We start from the raw sequence: 17,123 nt of genomic DNA on the forward strand, positions 1-17,123 counted from the left end.
CCCTGGGAGCTTGGAGCGCACCGCTGCACTCATTCCACCGTCTGCTGCAACTTCACTGCGCGGTAATCGCCGTGAGCCGCTAGTCCGTCGACTAGCCGGTGCCAGCGGGCGATGCCGGTGATGTCGAGTTGTCCGGCCACATGGACGGTTTCCAGCCACTCGGGCAGGACCCAGCACCGTCCTGCGACGGCGGCGTAGTCGCTGTTGATGGCATCTTCCGCCCAGGCGAGCCCGGTTGTTGCCTGCCACGCGGGTGTGGCGCAGTTCGCGAGGTCTGTGACGGCGTCGACAGCTTTCGGTTCGCCGCGTGCGATCTTCAGCCACCGGATGGCGAGATCGGCGATGTCGTCGGGATCCAACCAGTGGGCTCGAACCCGCTCCAGAGTGGCCATGGGGTTGGTATCGCTGATGGCGATCTGGGGAGTCGGCAGAAGTCCGGCGAGTGCACCATCGCGCCAGTGGTGGCGGCCGGGGAGGGTGGCGTCGCTTTCCAGGGCATCGAGGGCGGTGGTCATGACCAGGCGCCAGACGGGAAGCAGCGATGTGCGAAGGGTGTCGTCGTAGGTGAAGAGCTGACGCAGGTCATCAAGAAGTTCGTCGAGCGCTTGCGCGTTGGCGGTGAAGGCGCGCACGTAGGACGCCAGCGGCGTCGGGTCCCCGCCGATCACGGTCTCGATCAACACCCGGACCACACGGTCGCGGTGGCGGTTGTGGTGTCGGTTGTAGCCCTTTGTGGCCCAGTGGTCGGTTCCCCGTCGGTGGGCGTCGAACAGCACGTCGCGCAGTCGCGCGGCTGCAGTGGCGATGCAACTGCCGCTTCGGGCTGCGGCTGCGGCGGCCACGAGAGGTGCGGTGAGCCGATTGACGAGGAGGAGCTCGGTGGTCACTGCTGGAAGGGTCGCCTCGTAGGGCGGGTCGAGTGGGTCGGTGAGCCGCTGTTGCGTCGTTTGATCCCAGCCGCCACGCCGGCAGTCGCGCAGGCCCTGCTGGACGGCGGTCCACGCGAGCTGGTGTCGGCAGGTCTGCGCCGACGGGTCCGGGGTGCACGGTGCTGACCAGACGGGCTCGACGCCGAGCGCGAACGCTGCCCGGACCTCGTCGAAGAGGCTGGTTGCGCTGGCGAGCAAGGCTTCCTCGACGCCCTGCCGGTCCAGCGGGATGTGGTCGAAGACGGGCAGGAGCAGGGCGGGGAGAGCGACTGCGGCGGAGCGGTCGGCGCCGTCCGGGTCGATGGTCACGCTGCGGCTCAGCTCGCCGACCCGCGGTCTCGTCGCCACCTCGATCAAGACGTTGGCCGCCCAACAGAGATCGTCATCGGGAAGATGGGCGCGTCCTTGGGCGTAGGCGATGACCGCTGCGGCGGCGACGGCGGCGACCGGGTCAGCCGGGTGCGCTGGGCCGCGGACAGCCGGGTGTTCGGCAAGGTCGCGGGCGAGCAGCAGATCGTCGACGAGCGTCTCGACCGGGGCGACACGGTCTTCTGACCTCGTGTAGGTCTGGTGCAGGCGCAGCGCCATGTCGCCGCGAGCGAACTCCTCTCGTGTGGGGGTGAGGCCAGCGGCGATGTCCTCCGGGACCGCCCACTCGAATCGGATGCCGTCCTCGGTGCGGCTGAGGCGATAGTGCTCCGCACGGAACTGGGCCGCCCACCCTTGGACCATGAGCAGGTCGGCGGCTTCGTCATCGGTGCCCGCGACCAGCTCACGGGCCCGCTCGACCAGCTCGTCCCCTCGGGTAGCGAGGACGGCGAGCCGATCGTGATCGCCGGCGAGCATGGCCGTCACGATCATTTCGCCGACCACGTTCTGGAAGCTGGCCCTGCGCCGGTGTCGACCGATCAGGTCGGTGGGGTCTGGGCCTTGGGCGTGGAAGTGTTCACCGACGACGCGGGAGGTCTCCAGGTGCCATAGCTCGGGCCGGACCAGCCAGCGATCGAGCAGGTCACCGGCGCGGTCGAGGTGGCGGACCAGCAGGCCGACCACCAGGGCGGGCATGGCCAGGTTGTGGCAGTCGCGCAGCAGGATCTCGCTGACGTGCGCCAACGGCACGTCGAGGGTGTCGACAAGCTCGTCGGCGAAGCGTTCGACGGCGAGGAGGGCGCTGATGCACGGGTACGGGCCGACCGACGAGCCGCGGTACCACGACCACACGTGCTCGTCGCCCACGCAATGCTGGACTCCCGCCCCAGGAAGGTCCAGCTCGAGCCCGAGCGGGGGAAGCTCGGCTGCCTCGGCGTCCGCTGGTTGGTCGGGGTTCGGACCGACACGCACGGTGGCTGCGCGGTCGAGCATCCTGTTGATCAAGGAGAGCGCGTCCATGGGGCGGGCGTGGAGCAGCCGATAGAACGGCCCGAAGTACCACCCCGTCAGGGGAGGACCCACACCGCCCGCCCGCGCGTGGTGGCGGATGCCCTCGTCGAGCAGCCCCCACGATTCAAAGTGCTCCGCGTCATGCGGCTCGATGTAGTACGCCTCGGCCAGGGCGAGCAGCAACTGCGGCTGGTGCTCCGACAGGGCGATCACGGCACCCACGGACTCCACCGCCGGTGCGAGGTACCCGCCGCCGTCATCGGCCAGTTTCCGCAGGAACGCCTCGGCGTGCTGATCCAGATCGGGGCCGAGCATGGCCAGTGCTTCCACGGCGAACTCGTCGTGGTCCTCCGGCGAGGAGGCGAGCAGGCGATCACGCACCCTCTGCCGAAGGGACAGCGGGCCAGCTTTGATCTTGATGAGTCCCCGCAGCCAGGCCAGCACCAGCTTGCGGACCTGCTCGCCGGTGTCTCGGTCGTACCGATCATGTTGTCCGACCTCGGCGTCACCGCAGTAGGTCAGCGCGACGAGCGGACCCAGCGCCGCCGGGTCGCCCCAGTCGTGGTCGCTGTAGCGGTGCAAGGCCAGGCGCAGCAGTGTGCGCAGGCCGGCTCGCTGCTCGGCAAGCAGGCTCGGCCACGCTTGTCGCAGCACGGCTTCGGCCCGGCCGTGTGTCAGCATCGCCTCCAGCGGCACTTCTGCCCACCGCGCGCCATGGTGGTTGGCCAGCTGGTCGAACACCGCTTGCAACCGGGCGCGCGGCGGCTCGGTGTCGTCACCGGCTGCGCTGAGTGTGGCCTGGCAGGCAGCCCGTGCAGCGCGCAGCGCGGATCGCGGCGCGCCGGCATCGTGGAGGAGCTGCCAGCCTTCGGTGATCAGGAGCCGAGTAAGGGCGAGATCCTGGACCACATCACTGGCGAAGGAGTCCCCGGAGTGCCAGGCGCTGGTCGGACCGGGGGCGAGGAGCAGCCCGTCCGACCTCAACGACGGCAGCACGTTCGGTTCCGGAAGGGTGTGGTTGCCGCCGGGCAGCAGGAGCGTTCGTGCCAGCGAGGTTAGGGCACGCTCTCGGGCCTCGGGTGACGGGCCGCCCGGCGGGTGCTCGTCCCCGCGGCGGACGAGCTGGTCCCAGATGGCTGCGAACAGGTCTGCTTCCGAGAGTGGCCCGTCCGGCAGTTGCCAGGCGACACGCGCACGGAGCAGCAGCTCCACCAGGCCCGGTCTGCCCAGCAGCCACGCTGCGCGCAGGTCCTGGCCGATCCGGGAAAGGGCGGGGAAGACGGTCGCGATCTGTTCGGCCTCGCCCGGCAGCAGGCGTGGAACCTGGTGCTCACGCAGATCTGCGGCACCCGCGGCTGCTTGTGCGCTTCTCATCGCGTTGGCGACTGCGGCAGCGGCATCTTCACGGGTGACGGCGACGACGCCGAGCCCGGCTCGCAAGGCCGCGATGGTGAGCTCGGTCAGGAGGGCGCTGCGCCCCTCGAGCACGGATTCGGCACCGTCGAGGACCAACAGCCGTGTCTCGGCGGTCGCGGTCGCGCCGAGCACCTCGACTAGCTGTCCACCCAGCGCCGTTTCCAGAGTGAGGGTGTCGGCGGGCAGGTCCTGCAAGCTCACCGAGGTCACCACCGCGCCTGCGGCCGACGTGTCCTCGGCGGCCCGCACGGTGAGGGCCGACTTCCCGACGTCAGGTTCACCGCGAACGATCAGGATTGCCGGTCTCACCGCCGCTGCTTTCATCGCGGTCGCCAAAGCGCTCCGCGCCTCGGTGCGAGGTATCTCGAGGGTCGCCTGGTCGTCGGTGAGGTTGAAGCGGGTCCGATCGCGCAACCGTTCGGCGAGCCGGTCAAGGACACTCCACGCCTGCGCGAACGAGGGCGATCGAGCCAGGGCGATTCCGGACAGGTCGCGGCGCAGTAGCCGTTCGGTCACCTCGGCGCCTGCCGGCGCGTACCGGCCGGTGAGTTCCGCCAGGCGCGTGAACAGCCGGTCCGCCGCGACCGTCGTCCCCTCGCGGGTGGCCGGGCGCAGCTGACGAACCGCGAAGGTGCGATCGGACTGATCCGGGCCCTCCAGGCGCACTTCCAGCGGACACAAGGCCCACAGCAACCGCCAGGTGAGCACGTTTGGGGGCACCACCGTCGAGTCGATGTTCGCCTTCGCCGCAGCCGCCTGTACGAGCGTGTCGATGTGCCCGAGCCGGACGCGGACGGGTTGGTTGGCCTCGCCAGGTTCTGCGACCTTGGCGCGGAACGCCGCCTCGTTGTCAGTGGCCTGCGCGATCGTGCACAGGGCACGGAGTTGCAGGACTGCTGGATTGGGGCTGGCCACGGCCAGGGCCAGCCGCCACCGCCCCGCCGCGACGTCCTTCCAATGGTTGGTCACTACCTGGAGGTAGGACACGAACAGTTGTTCGGATGGCTTCTCGCTCGCCACGAAAGCCGGTGCCCGGCGGACGCCGACGGACATCCGCCGGATCTCACCATCCGCTGTCCGGCCTTCGACAAGGACGTCGTCCACGGGGCTGACCGCACTGGCCTGGAACCGCACCATGATCGGCTTGGCGTCGTCGCCCAACCCCGGCACGGAGTCGCCGGTCAGCAGGCAGCCCAGAACCGTGGCGGCATACCGGTGCTCGAAGACCGTCCCGCCGCCACCCGTCGAGTACGGCGATGCCGCCACCTGCGCTCCGCCGTCGCCGATGGACATGTCGCAAAGACTACGTACACGCGCGTCGAACAAGCCCGCGCGACCCGCGGGGCATTCCTCCCGCACGCCGGACGGCACCACGATCACGGTGGCGAGCCACGGTCTGGACCGGTCGCCTCGTGCTGCCGCAGATCGCGATCAGCTAGTTAGCGGGCTCGCTACCCGCTCGGCAGCTCCGAGTACCGGTCGTATTCGGGATCGCCAGGGTGGACAAGACGCTCGATAGCGGAAGGCGGGATAGCCACCGAACAGGTCACCTGGGCGTTGGGATCGACGAGTTCGAGCGCGGCCCCGACGAAGACCTTGGCGATTCCCGGCCAGACGCGCGGGCGCCCAGCGGCAGCGAGGTCGACGTGCGCGATCACGATCGTTGGGCGCCCGAGCTTGCGGAGCCTGCTGTACAGCGGGCCCAGGCCGTTCTCGTGTCCGATGTAGATGCCTTCGCCACCCCAGGTTGCGAGTAGCCGGCGGAGTTGATGAGCGTGGTTTTCGAAGGCGGACTTGCCAATGATCATGCAGACGGAGCCGACGCGATGCCGGCTGTAGGTTGCCCGAGCGAGTAGCTGGGCGTGTTCGTCTTCGGTGAGATGGCCGTGTCGGAGAGCTGCGTCGAGCCGGTTGCATACCAGGTCGTCGTCGTAGAGGCGTAGCCCTCGGTCGCGGATGTCCTGTTCCTCGTGACCGAGCAGACGGGTGCAGTGGTAGGCACGCAGCACGCAACCCTCAAGCTCGCCCACCAGCTCCTCTTCGTAGTGGTCGACCTGCAGGTCAACGACCTCGTCCGTGCTGCCTCGGTGATCGTTGGCCAGTTCGTGGATACGTTCAGCGAAGTGTGCCGGCCAACTGCTCGGCTCGTCGACATCCACAACGGACCGCTCGTCGCTCACGGGAACCCCTACTGCCTGGCACGCCACGGTCGGTCGCGGTTCTGCATTCGCCCGAGCAGTCGCTGATAGTCGCTGTCGCTGCGGGCGGCCCCATAGCCGCCTTGGGTCGTCGCCCGGCTGGACAGCAAGGTCCAGCCGGCGCGTGCCGCCTCGCGGACTCCGGGGTCATCGCCGTGGCCCTGTGAGACGTCGGAGAACAGGGCGAGAAGGGCTTCGGTCTCATCGCTGCTCAGTAGTGCATCGGAGTCGAGGCGTCTCCTGCCAGGCATCGTCACCGTCCCACATCGCCGTGTCCCAAGCGTTGGGGTTCATCATCACTGATATTCGGGCTGGTCCGCTGGCCAGCGGAAGGCGCGTGCCCCTGAGCGGAGCGTAACGCCGATTCGGGTCGGCGCGACGCCTGTTGATAACTGATCGACCGAGGTGATGGCATGGGTGACGAGGTCAACGAACTCGCAGCGTTATTCGCGGCGTGGCGCGACGACATCGACAGCGTCCCGATGCCGACCATGCCCCTGCTGGAGGCTGCCCTACTCCTGCACGCCGACTCGCCTATTCCGCCGGCAGCCGCTGGTGGAGACGGCTTGGGGTTGACTGTTGACCGGTATGAGTTGCTCATCCACGGCGCGCCTTCCTCCTGACGCCCGTAGCTCTACGTCGAAGATGCAGCCCCGTTGCTGACCGATTCGTCTGGTGTCGGTGTGCGTCGCTCCTGATCAGGGTCGCTTTCCAGGATCCAGCACACGCCTGAGCCGTCGTGCTCGGTCGGTTCACCCTGCTCGGCATGCGCCAGCAGGGTGTCCAGATGGGTTTCCAGGGTCACCAGCTCGGCGATCTGTGCCCGCACCTGGTCCAGCCGGTCGCTGAGTACCTGTCGGACGTGGCTGCACGGTGCTTCACCTTGATCGTGGATGGTGAGGACCTGCCGGACTTCCCGCAGGGTCAGCCCGGCTGCCTGGGCCCTGCGGATGAAGTGCAGGCGGTCGATGAATTCCGGGCCGTAGTCGCGGTAGCCGCTGGGTCGGCGGGTGGGCTCGGGCATGAGGCCGGCCTGCTCGTAGAAGCGGATGGTCTTGGGAGTGGTGCCGCCGGCGGCGGCAAGTTCGCCGATCTTCATCACACCTCCTTGACTTTCCATCGTACTGGAAGGTTGACGCTGGGGTGGAACCCGTGAGTTGTGCGGGTGAATCGACCGGGAGGTACGAGGGTGAACCAGTCCAGCTACACCGTCCGTGGCATGACCTGCGGTCATTGCTCCGACTCGGTCACGCGGGAGCTGACGTCGGTGACTGGCGTGCGGCGATTCGAGGTCGATGTCGCGTCCGGTCGGGTCGGTGTGACCAGCGCGGGCCCGCTGCCGGTGGAGGATGTGCGGGCGGCCGTGACCGAGGCGGGTTTCGAGTTGGTCGCATGAGGACCCCGGTCAAGCTGTCCGTCTACGGCCTATCGCTCGCGGTCGTGTTCACCGGCGCGTGGGCGGTTGGGAGCGCGGTCGGGCCCTTCGACGCGAGCACGCCGACCGGCGACGGTCATCACGCGGCGCGGGCCGACGGTCGTGATGATGCCGCACTGTCCACGACCGTTGCCCCGCCGCGACCGATCGACCCGGTATCGCAACAGCAGCCGCCGCTGGCGACCGGCATTCCCACTGCGATGGCTACGCCACCTGCTGTTACTGCGCCATCGGTGCCAGCAGCGAGGCTGCAGCCAGCCGGCGCCCAGGGGGTGCCAGCCCCGCCGCAAGGCCAGAGCGGGAAGCCGCCCGAGCCGATCACCGTCCGCGAACCTGCCGAAGAGCGGAACGGACCGTATGCCCGCCGGATGGAGCGTGGTGGCCGCCACGTCGGCCAGGGGAACGGTGCCGACCACGACCGACAGGGTCACCAGCAGGAGCGACGAGGAGAGGGGCACCGATGAGTTCGACGGTGCATGACGCTGCCCAGCCCGTGCCGGACGCGCATCAGGTCGAGTTGGTGATCGGTGGGATGACCTGTGCGTCGTGTGCGGCGCGGATCGAGCGGAAGCTGAACAAGCTCGATGGCGTGGCCGCCACGGTCAATTTCGCCACCGAGAAGGCGAAAGTCACCATCCCGACCGGACTGTCCACACAGGACATTGTCAAGGTGGTGGCGGATACCGGCTACACCGCCACGTTGCCGCAGACCACTCCCCCAGCAGAGGGGGAGGAGTCGGCGGGCGAGGAGGAGTACGACGAGCACACCCGCTCGCTGCGGCAACGGATGCTGGTCTCCGTCGTTCTCGCGGTTCCGGTGATCGTGCTGGCGATGGTGCCGCCGTTGCAGTTCACCAACTGGCAGTGGCTCTCGCTCACGCTGGCCGCCCCGGTCGTGGTGTGGGGCGCCTGGCCATTCCACCGGGCAACCTGGACGAACCTCAAGCACGGCGCGGCCACGATGGACACCTTGATCTCGGTGGGGGTGGCGGCGGCGTTCCTGTGGTCGCTGTACGCGCTGTTCCTCGGCGGCGCGGGCGTGCCGGGTCTGCGGCACGGGTTCTCGCTGACCGTGGAGCGCGGGATGGCCGGGCAGAACATCTATCTGGAGGTCGCGACCGGGTTGACGGCGGCGATCCTGGCGGGCCGGTTCTTTGAGGCCCGTTCCAAGCGCCGCGCCGGTGCGGCGTTGCGGGCGCTGCTGGAGTTGGGTGCCAAGGACGTCGCGGTGCTCCGGGACGGCAGGGAGGAGCGCATCTCGATCGAGGCGCTCGCGGTGGGTGATCGGTTTGTGGTCCGGCCTGGGGAGAAGATCGCCACCGACGGTGTGGTCGAGGAGGGCAGCTCGGCGGTCGATGCGAGCATGCTCACCGGCGAGTCGGTTCCGGTGGAGGTCGGCCCCGGCGACGTGGTCGTCGGTGCGACGGTCAATGCCGGGGGTCGGCTGGTGGTGCGCGCAACCAGGGTCGGGTCGGACACCCAGCTGGCGCAGATGGCCAAGCTGGTCGAGGACGCCCAGAGCGGCAAGGCGGAGATCCAACGACTCGCCGATCGGGTCTCGGCGGTGTTCGTGCCGATCGTGATCGCCCTCGCGGTCGGCACCCTGGGGTTCTGGCTCGGCGCCGACGCCGGGTCCGCGGCGGCGTTCAGCGCCGCGGTCGCCGTGCTGATCATCGCCTGCCCGTGCGGACTCGGACTGGCCACCCCGACCGCGCTGCTGGTCGGCACCGGCCGGGGCGCCCAGATGGGGATCCTGATCAAGGGACCGGAGGTACTGGAGTCCACCCGCCGGGTCGACACCGTGGTCCTGGACAAGACCGGCACCGTGACCAGCGGCAAGATGAGCCTCCTCGCCCTGCACACCACCGAGGGCGTTGACGAGGCGGAGGCGCTGCGGCTGGCCGGCGCGCTGGAGCACGCCTCCGAGCACCCGATCGCCAAGGCCATCGCCACCGGCGCCCAGGACCGCGTCGGAGACCTGCCCACGGTCGAGGACTTCACCAACCTGGAAGGGCTCGGCGTGCAGGGCGTCGTCGAGGGACACGCCGTGCTGGTGGGACGCGCTTCGCTGCTGGGCCAGTGGAGCATCCACCTGTCCGAGGACCTGGAGGTGGCCAAGAAACAGGCCGAATCCCAGGGTCGCACCGCGGTCGCCGTCGCCTGGGACGGCGCGGCCCGCGCGGTGCTCGTGGTCGCCGACACCATCAAGCCCACCTCGACCGAGGCCATCCGCGGGCTGCGGGCGCTCGGGCTGCGACCGGTGCTGCTCACCGGCGACAACGACACCGCCGCCCGCGCGGTGGCCGCCGAGGTCGGCATCGACCCCAGCGACGGCGGCGTGATCGCCGAGGTCCTACCCAAGGACAAGGTCGACGTGATCACGCGGCTGCAGGGCGAGGGCCGGGTGGTGGCGATGGTCGGCGACGGGGTCAACGACGCCGCCGCGCTCGCCCAGGCCGATCTCGGGTTGGCCATGGGCACCGGCACCGACGTCGCGATCGAAGCCAGCGATCTCACCCTGGTGCGCGGGGACCTGCGGGCGGCGGTGGACGCCATCCGGCTGGCGCGGCGCACCCTGCGCACGATCAAGGGGAACCTGTTCTGGGCGTTCGCCTACAACGTCGCCGCATTGCCGCTGGCCGCGCTGGGGCTGCTCAACCCGCTGATCGCGGGGGCGGCGATGGCGTTCTCCAGCGTGTTCGTGGTGTCCAACAGCCTGCGCCTGCGCCGGTTCCGCAGTACCTCTGGCCTGCAGGGGTGACGGATCCGAACACAGGTTTGACGGCACCGGCCCGTACCATCACCGCCATGACGGGTACGGCCCGCCCAGTGCTTGCCGCGCGAGGACGCCTCGCGCGGCTTGTCGCTGTGCTGGCTGTGCTCGCTGGTCTGGCGGTCGCCGTCGGGCTGCAGTGCACCGACGGGATGGCCATGCCCATGGCCCACGGTGCGACCTCGGCCGGCGCCTCGGCCCCGTGTGGTTCGCAGGCGGACATGACCGCGAGCCACCCCGAAGCAAGCGGCATGCCTGCGGACACGGGCCAGCTCGCGGCGGCGTGCCCGGTTCTCGGCGCTGCTGTAGCCCTCGCCAATGCGGATGAGGGTTCGTCGCGCTCGGGTGGCTTGGGCGGAGTGCTCGCGACCTGTCTGGCGTTCATCCTCGCTGTTGTGGCCGCCATGGCGGTTCTGCGCCCCAGTCATTTCCGGGGTGTTGTTCGGATGCTGCGACCCGCCCGAGTAGCGGTGACCCGCGCGCTCCGGCCGCAGGCCCCGAGCCTCGCGGAACTCTGCTTGCTGCGGACGTAGGAAGAGGTCTGCCCGCACCACGGCCCCGACCGTGGGCCGCGGGCGTTGCCACGCGCTCCAGCACTTGTGCCTGGGGGCGTTCACCGACCCTTCTTCCCCCATTCTCCGCAGGAGGCTTTCGTGAATCTTGCCGCTGTCCTGGTCACCGGCCTGTTCGCCGGTGGCGTGTCGTGTGCCGCTGTGCAGGGCGGCCTGCTGACCGGGTTGATCACCCGCCAGAAGGCCGCAGCCGCCGAACCAGCGGCACCACCGCGCCGCGCGAAAGGTCGAACCCGCCACGGCGGGACCGCGGTCCCTCGGGGCAAGCAGGCCGTCGCGACCGTCGAGCGGCGCAGTTGGCGTGCCCAGCTCGGCGACGATCTCGCCCCGGTCGGCGGGTTCCTGGCCGGCAAGCTCGTCTCGCACACCCTGCTCGGTGCGCTACTGGGTGCGCTCGGCAGCGCGGTCGAGCTCTCGGTCAGTGCTCGCACGTGGCTGCAGATCGGCGCCGGCGTGCTGATCATTGTGTTCGGGCTGGCTCAGCTCGGGGTGCCGGGCTTTCGCGGCATCGTGATCGAACCGCCGCTCTCCTGGATGAAGCTCGTGCGCAACCGCGCCCGCTCGCAGGCGGCGCTGGCCCCGGCACTGCTCGGGCTAGCCACGATCCTCATCCCGTGTGGGGTGACCTTGTCGGTGGAGGCGCTCGCGCTGACCTCGGGTTCCGCCCTGGCCGGGGCGGCGACGATGGCGGTGTTCGTGCTCGGCACCGGCCCGCTGTTCGCGATCCTCGGCTACGCCGCCCGCAAGGCCGCCACCGCGTGGCGGGGCCGGCTGGCCGTGGTCACCGGCCTCGTGGTGCTGGCCATGGGGCTCTACACCCTCAACGGCGGCCTGGAACTCGCGGGATCGCCGTTGGCGGCCAGCCGGATCGCCCAGACCGTCGGGTTCTCCGAAGCTCCGGCCGACACCACAGCGGCATCCACTATGGACGGACAGCAGACCGTGACGATCACCGCGAGCACCGGCTCCTACAGCCCGGAAAACGTCCAGGTGAAATCCGGGGTGCCGACCACGCTGGTGGTCAAGTCCGACGGCGCGCAGGGCTGCATCCGGTCCTTCGTCATCCGCGACGAGCAAAAGATCCTGCCGGTCAACGGCGAAACCCGCATCGATCTCGGTGTGCTCCAGCCTGGGCGGCTCGATTACGCCTGCGGCATGGGCATGTACACCGGCGTGATCACCATCGTCTGAACAGGAGTCCACTGTGGCCACTACGACACACGTCTTTGCCGTCGAGGGCATGCACTGCGGCAGCTGCGCCCTGCTCATCGACGACACCCTCGAAGACCTCCCCGGCGTGCACAGCACCCAGACCACCGTCAAGCAGGGGCGCAGCACGGTCGAGCTGGATCCGAGCCAGAGCAGTCCCGAGGACGTGATCGCCGCGATCGAAGAGCTCGGCTATCGCGCCGCACCGGTGTCATGAGCCGGTGGGCGCGCTGGATGCTGGTGGCGCTCGTGCTGGTGCTGGCCGGGGTGATCGCCCTGTGGCCCCGCACCGACGAAGCCAGGGACCGCGGCGCTGCCCTGCCCAGCGTGCCCACCCGGCCGGCGCCCGATCTCGCCGCGCTCCGTGCCGCTGCCGCGCTGCGCCCGTGCCCACAGCCCAGCCCCGACGCTTCGGCCCGCGGGCCGCTGGCAGGTGTGACGGCCATCTGCCTGGGCGAAGGCTCCGCCGTCGACCTCGGTGCCGTGCTGGCCGGGCGCCCCGCGCTGATCAACGTCTGGGCGAGTTGGTGCCAGCCCTGCCGTGAGGAGCTTCCCGTCCTGGAGGCGTATGCGACCTCGTCGGACGCGGTGGCGGTGCTCGGCGTGCAGGTGCAGAGCGACCCGGCCGACGGCTTGGACCTGCTCGCGAGCCTGGGCGTGCACTTCCCCTCGGTGCACGACGGCGACGGTGCCGTGGGCAAGGCGCTGCAGCTGCCGAAGTACCTGCCGGTCAGCTACGTGGTGCGGCCCGACGGCACAGTCCACCGGGTCGACCCGCCCAAGCCCTTCACCTCGACGGATCAGGTCAGGGCCGCCGTGCAGCGGTACCTGGCAGGAGGACAACCCGACCATGGCAACTGAGTTGGCAACTGAGACGCAGGACAGTTCCGCCGAAACCTCGGATACGGAGGAATCCGAGGAACTCGACGACGCCACCGGCCGACACGGCACTGGCGTCAGGGTGCTGGTGGCCACCGCGGCGGCGCTGGTGTTCCTGTTGGTCGGCGCTACGGGCGGAATGTTGATCACGCTGTCGAGCATCGACCAGAACGCAACGCCGACAGCCGACTCGGTTGATGTCGGTTTCTCCCAGGACATGTCGGTACACCACCTGCAAGCGGTGACGATGGCCGGTGTAGCGCGGGAGCGCAGCACCGACCCGGCGATCAGAACGTTGGCCTTCGACATCGAGTCCACCCAGCAAGGCCAGGTCGGCATGATGTCCGGCTGGATCACCCTGTGGAACCAGCCCACGCTGCCGGCCGGGTCGTACATGGCCTGGATGACCGGCCCGGCAACCCACGGCCACGGCGGGACGACGAGCGCGGCGGTGGCGAGCGGCGGAGTGAGGATCATGCCGGGTATAGCGACACAGCAGGAACTCACCAGGCTGCGATCGCTGTCCGGCCGCGAGCTCGACGTGTACTTCCTGCAACTGGTGCTGCGCCATCACGCGGGCGGGGCGCCGATGGCCCAGTACGCCGCCGAACGCGCCAGCCAACCCGCAGTGCGTGCGCTCGCGGACAGCATCCTGAAGTCCCAGTCCGCGGAAATGGACACCATCAAGTCGATGCTCGCCCAACGCGGTGCGGCGCCGTTGCCCTAGGAGTCGGTCGACCGCCCCATGCGCAGGGCGATGACCAGCCCGATGCCGAGCAGAACGACAGCGCCGACGATCCACGGCCAGACCGGTGTTCCACCGCCGTCGGTCCCGACATCGGCTTGCGGAGCTTGCGTGGTCGGCGCCGGCTGAGGCGCCTGGCTCAGTGCCGTTGCGGTGGCGGTGACCGGGCCGGTGAGCGTGAAGCGCACGGTTCCACTGACCGGGTGGCCGTCGGCGGACAGGACGCGGTAGCCGATCGTGTACTGCCCGGCCGGCCCGGCTTGCCGCACCGGCACGGTGAGCACGGTGTTGTTGAGGGCGGGCTGGCCGAGTGTCCACTGTGAACTGTCTGAACCGGTCACCGTGATCGTGCTGAATCCTGCCTGGAGCGGCTCGTTGAAGGTGAGCTGAAGCTGTTGCGGCGCCACGGGAAGCGACGCTCCCTCGGCCGGGCTGCTTCCGATCAGCTGGGTGTGCGCCCACGCGGGGCTGGGGACGCCCAGCATGGTCAGCGCGGCGAGCAGCACGACGGCGGACATGCGTCTCACAGTGTGGCTCCTCCGACTCGTCGACACGGTCAGATCGGGATGGTGAATCCGGAGATGGGGCCGCGCAGCCAGGCGATCACCTCTCCCCACAGGCCGGTGACGAGCGCGATGCCGATGGCGATCAGGAAGACTCCGCCCGCCTGCTGGATGCGTCGGATGTGGCGGCGCAGCCAGCCCATGGCGTTCACCGCCCACCGGGCGCCCACGGCGAGCAGCAGGAACGGCAGGCCGAGCCCCAGGCAGTAGGCCGCGATCAGCAGCAGGCCGCGCCAGGTGGTGGGGCCGACCTGGGTGCCGCTGGCCAGGGCGATGACCCCGGCCAGCGTCGGGCCGAGACACGGTGTCCAGCCCAGGCCGTACACCGCGCCGAGCAGCGGCGCGCCCCACAGGCCGTCGCGCGGCGTGTGCCGCAGCTTCATTCCGCGCTGCAGCACGGGCACAGCGCCGAGGAACACCAGCCCCATGGCGATGGTGACCACGCCGCCGACGCGTTGCAGCAGTTGCTCGTTTTCCAGCAGCGCGTCCGACAGGCCGAGCACGGCCATGGTCGCGGCGGTGAACACCACGGTGAACCCGAGCACGAACAACAGAGCCGCGCCCGCGACCCGCCACCGCCCCTGTGCCCGGCGCGTCGCCCCGCCCTCGGCGGGGGTGACGGGCGGTGGCTCGGCGCCGACCAGGCCGGCCAGGTAGGCGAGGTAGCCGGGGACCAGCGGCAGGCAGCACGGGGAGGCGAAGGACACCGTGCCGGCGGTGATCGCCAGCAGGGCGGCCAGCAGTAGCGGGCCGGAGATGGCCAGGTCGGTCAGGTTCACGCGGACGGTCCTTCGGAAGCGGCTGGTTCGGCGGCGATGCGTTGTACGACGGGCAGCAGGTCGGTGTCGAGCAGGGCGGTGAGGAAGATCGCGGCCACCCGGTGCTGGCGGTCGAGCACGATCGTGGAGGGCACCACGCTGCGCGGATAGCCCTTCAACGCCAGCAAGGAACGGCCCGGCGGGTCGTAGATCGAGGGGTAGGTGACGCCGCGGTCGCGCACGAAGTCCTGCGGTGCGCTGCGATTCTCGTCGCGGACGTCGATGCCGAGGAACTGGACCCCGGAGTCCTTGGTCTGGTCGTACACGCGTTGCAGGTGGGGCATTTCGGCGCGGCAGGGCCCGCACCACGAGCCCCAGATGTTGAGCACGACGACCTTGCCGGCGTAGTCCGACAGCCGGATCTGCTTGCCCTCCTGCAGCAGGTCCTCGCCCGACAGTCCCTGGATCGTGCCGCGGGTCTGAGGAGGGTCGTAGAAGATCCGCGTCTGGCCGCCCGGCGAGACGAACTCGAAACTGCTGCCCTGGGACACCGCGTCTGTGCCCGTGCCGCACCCGGTCAGCGTCAGCAGTGCGGTCACGGCCAGCAGGGCCCAGGAACGGATCGGACGGCCCACGCCCACTCCTTCCCTCAGCCGACTACTACGTACCTACGCCGTAGATTAGTAGGTTGCGGCTGCCTGTTCGGATAGGGCCTGGGTAAGCACGGCGAAGCCTTGACCCGTTGCGGGTTGCCAAGCGAGTTTGCCGCCGTAGAACTGGTGCAGGAACGGGATGCACTGGTGGTAGCAGAACACCGAGGACGTGGCACCGACGATGCCGCCGGTGTCAGCGAACAGCGGGAGTTCGGTCAGCAGGTAATGGGCAGCGGTGCGCAGTTGGTCGGTCGAGGGTTCGGCGCCCGGTGGCAGGCGTTTGTCCAGCACCCAGCGAGACGCTTCCAAGCAGGCTGTCCGGAAGCCGGGGTCGCGGTCGAACAGCCGCTGCGCCTCGCCGAGCAGCCGGCGATACCGTCGATTGGCATCCAGCTCCGACCATCCGAGAATCAACCGATCCGGCTTGCTCACACCCAGTTCGGTGAGTGCACGGACGATCTTGTTGCGCAGGTACTGGCCCTGGCAGCGGGCCTTGTGCGTGGCTCGCTCCCGTGGATACCCGAGTGCCTCCAAGGTGTAGGCGGCCGGTGCGTCCGGGACGAAGAAGTGCACCGTCCCGAACTCGCCGAGTCCCCAGCGCGCCAACTCGGTGATGCGCTCGGTGGTGAAGTAGCCGTTGAACGGGCTGATCCCGAAACACGCGTGTGTTCGGTGGGTCAAGGGTTGCCGGCAGTGGATCGACAGTGGCCGGGCATGGAAGGGCAACGTTGCGCCTTTCGACGATCGAGGGGTACACGGCACCGCCGGGAGCGAGCGGCCCTGCCGGCGTCAGCTCGACCAGGATGAACCTTCCAGTGCGCTGGAATGTCAAGCGGTGAGTGGTCGTGCGGTCACGTGACGTGCGCTACTTGTCTACGTATCTGCTGCGTAGATTGGTTGTCGTAGGGGCCCCTGCCGTGAACGGCGTGATGAGCGCGACGATGCTGTCGGAGGGATCGAATCCGTGAGTGACCTGTCAGCCTTCCAACATCCGCGGTTTGCCCGGATGTACGAGCGGATCAGCCGCGAGTCGGAGCAGCGCGGCACCGCGGACTATCGCGATCGGGCTCTGGCGGGCCTGTCCGGGCGCGTGATCGAGATCGGTGCGGGCAACGGGCTGAACTTCGCCCACTACCCGGACACGGTCACCGAGGTGATGGCGGTGGAGCCCGAGGACCGGCTGCGCGCCCTCGCGGAGAAAGCCGCCGAGCACGCGCCGGTACCGGTGCGGGTCGTGCCCGGCCACGCCAACGCCCTGCCGGTCGAGGACAACAGTCTCGATGCCGCGGTCGCCTCGCTCGTGCTGTGCTCGGTGCCCGACGTCGGCGGAGCGCTCGTCGAGATCCGCCGGGTCCTCCGGCCGGGCGGCGAGCTGCGCTTCTTCGAGCACGTCCGGTCAGCCAAGCCGTGGTTCGGCCTGCTGCAGGACGCCATTACGCCGCTTTGGTCGCGGGCGGGCGGCGGCTGCCACCTCAACCGGGACACCGCCGCAGCTATCCGGGCGGCGGGCTTCGACATCGACGAGCTCGACCGGTTCTCCTACGCGCCGCTGCGGTGGGTTCCGGCGCACGCCCACATCCTCGGCCGCGCCCACCCGGTGCGCTGAGCGAAGA

Annotated in this window: 16 protein-coding genes; 9 read left to right on the plus strand and 7 right to left on the minus strand. The window is 69.5% G+C overall.

Annotated elements, in window-relative coordinates:
* Window positions 1-29 precede the first annotated feature (29 nt).
* Window positions 30-5,018, minus strand: coding sequence for a hypothetical protein (locus tag ACIBVP_RS21645; protein WP_396108001.1), 4,989 nt, complete (start codon window positions 5,016-5,018; stop codon window positions 30-32).
* A gap of 158 nt (window positions 5,019-5,176) precedes the next feature.
* Window positions 5,177-5,905: a hypothetical protein gene (locus ACIBVP_RS21650; protein WP_396108002.1), complete on the minus strand. Its 729-nt coding sequence runs from the start codon at window positions 5,903-5,905 to the stop codon at window positions 5,177-5,179.
* A 431-nt stretch (window positions 5,906-6,336) separates the two neighbouring features.
* On the opposite strand from ACIBVP_RS21650, the gene ACIBVP_RS21655 reads away from it, so the two are divergent.
* On the plus strand, window positions 6,337-6,546 hold the full coding sequence (locus ACIBVP_RS21655; RefSeq protein ID WP_396108003.1) for a hypothetical protein: 210 nt from the start codon (window positions 6,337-6,339) through the stop codon (window positions 6,544-6,546).
* A gap of 11 nt (window positions 6,547-6,557) precedes the next feature.
* Here ACIBVP_RS21655 and ACIBVP_RS21660 read toward each other — a convergent pair whose 3' ends face one another.
* The gene (locus ACIBVP_RS21660) at window positions 6,558-7,022 is read right to left on the minus strand and encodes a heavy metal-responsive transcriptional regulator (protein ID WP_396108004.1); all 465 of its coding nucleotides are present in this window, start codon (window positions 7,020-7,022) and stop codon (window positions 6,558-6,560) included.
* 90 nt (window positions 7,023-7,112) lie between these two features.
* Between ACIBVP_RS21660 and ACIBVP_RS21665 the strand changes: the two genes are divergently transcribed.
* From ACIBVP_RS21665 to ACIBVP_RS21695, 7 genes are all read left to right on the plus strand, one after another.
* A complete protein-coding gene (locus tag ACIBVP_RS21665) occupies window positions 7,113-7,319 on the plus strand; it encodes a heavy-metal-associated domain-containing protein (protein WP_396108005.1) in 207 nt (68 codons plus the stop codon).
* Between the two features lie 499 nt (window positions 7,320-7,818).
* Window positions 7,819-10,119 carry a heavy metal translocating P-type ATPase gene (locus ACIBVP_RS21670; protein WP_396108006.1) on the plus strand — a complete coding sequence of 767 codons (2,301 nt, stop codon included), beginning with the start codon at window positions 7,819-7,821 and terminating at the stop codon, window positions 10,117-10,119.
* A gap of 47 nt (window positions 10,120-10,166) precedes the next feature.
* On the plus strand, window positions 10,167-10,664 hold the full coding sequence (locus ACIBVP_RS21675; protein ID WP_396108007.1) for a hypothetical protein: 498 nt from the start codon (window positions 10,167-10,169) through the stop codon (window positions 10,662-10,664).
* 120 nt (window positions 10,665-10,784) lie between these two features.
* Window positions 10,785-11,894 (plus strand): sulfite exporter TauE/SafE family protein, encoded by a 1,110-nt coding sequence (locus ACIBVP_RS21680; protein WP_396108008.1) that lies wholly within the window; start codon window positions 10,785-10,787, stop codon window positions 11,892-11,894.
* A gap of 13 nt (window positions 11,895-11,907) precedes the next feature.
* Window positions 11,908-12,129, plus strand: coding sequence for a heavy-metal-associated domain-containing protein (locus tag ACIBVP_RS21685; RefSeq protein WP_396108009.1), 222 nt, complete (start codon window positions 11,908-11,910; stop codon window positions 12,127-12,129).
* Window positions 12,126-12,773, plus strand: a complete 648-nt coding sequence (locus ACIBVP_RS21690) for a TlpA family protein disulfide reductase (RefSeq protein ID WP_396108010.1) — start codon at window positions 12,126-12,128, stop codon at window positions 12,771-12,773. The genes ACIBVP_RS21685 and ACIBVP_RS21690 overlap by 4 nt, the downstream gene beginning before the upstream one ends.
* Window positions 12,763-13,518 carry a DUF305 domain-containing protein gene (locus ACIBVP_RS21695; RefSeq protein ID WP_396108011.1) on the plus strand — a complete coding sequence of 252 codons (756 nt, stop codon included), beginning with the start codon at window positions 12,763-12,765 and terminating at the stop codon, window positions 13,516-13,518. The genes ACIBVP_RS21690 and ACIBVP_RS21695 overlap by 11 nt, the downstream gene beginning before the upstream one ends.
* Here the strand turns inward: ACIBVP_RS21695 and ACIBVP_RS21700 are convergent.
* From ACIBVP_RS21700 to ACIBVP_RS21715, 4 genes are read right to left on the minus strand one after another with little or no spacing between them, the layout of a single operon-like run.
* The gene (locus tag ACIBVP_RS21700; protein ID WP_396108165.1) at window positions 13,515-14,054 is read right to left on the minus strand and encodes a copper resistance protein CopC; all 540 of its coding nucleotides are present in this window, start codon (window positions 14,052-14,054) and stop codon (window positions 13,515-13,517) included. The genes ACIBVP_RS21695 and ACIBVP_RS21700 overlap by 4 nt on opposite strands.
* Before the next feature lie 38 nt (window positions 14,055-14,092).
* Complete coding sequence (locus tag ACIBVP_RS21705) at window positions 14,093-14,878, minus strand: cytochrome c biogenesis CcdA family protein (RefSeq protein ID WP_396108012.1); 786 nt, start codon at window positions 14,876-14,878, stop codon at window positions 14,093-14,095.
* On the minus strand, window positions 14,875-15,492 hold the full coding sequence (locus ACIBVP_RS21710; RefSeq protein WP_396108013.1) for a TlpA disulfide reductase family protein: 618 nt from the start codon (window positions 15,490-15,492) through the stop codon (window positions 14,875-14,877). The genes ACIBVP_RS21705 and ACIBVP_RS21710 overlap by 4 nt, the downstream gene beginning before the upstream one ends.
* 45 nt (window positions 15,493-15,537) lie before the next feature.
* Window positions 15,538-16,236: a tRNA-dependent cyclodipeptide synthase gene (locus ACIBVP_RS21715; protein ID WP_396108014.1), complete on the minus strand. Its 699-nt coding sequence runs from the start codon at window positions 16,234-16,236 to the stop codon at window positions 15,538-15,540.
* 280 nt (window positions 16,237-16,516) lie between these two features.
* On the opposite strand from ACIBVP_RS21715, the gene ACIBVP_RS21720 reads away from it, so the two are divergent.
* A complete protein-coding gene (locus ACIBVP_RS21720; RefSeq protein WP_396108015.1) occupies window positions 16,517-17,116 on the plus strand; it encodes a class I SAM-dependent methyltransferase in 600 nt (199 codons plus the stop codon).
* The last annotated feature ends 7 nt before the right edge of the window (window positions 17,117-17,123 follow it).

It is taken from the genome of Actinophytocola sp. NPDC049390, assembly GCF_044466355.1.
Taxonomy (GTDB): domain Bacteria; phylum Actinomycetota; class Actinomycetes; order Mycobacteriales; family Pseudonocardiaceae; genus Actinophytocola.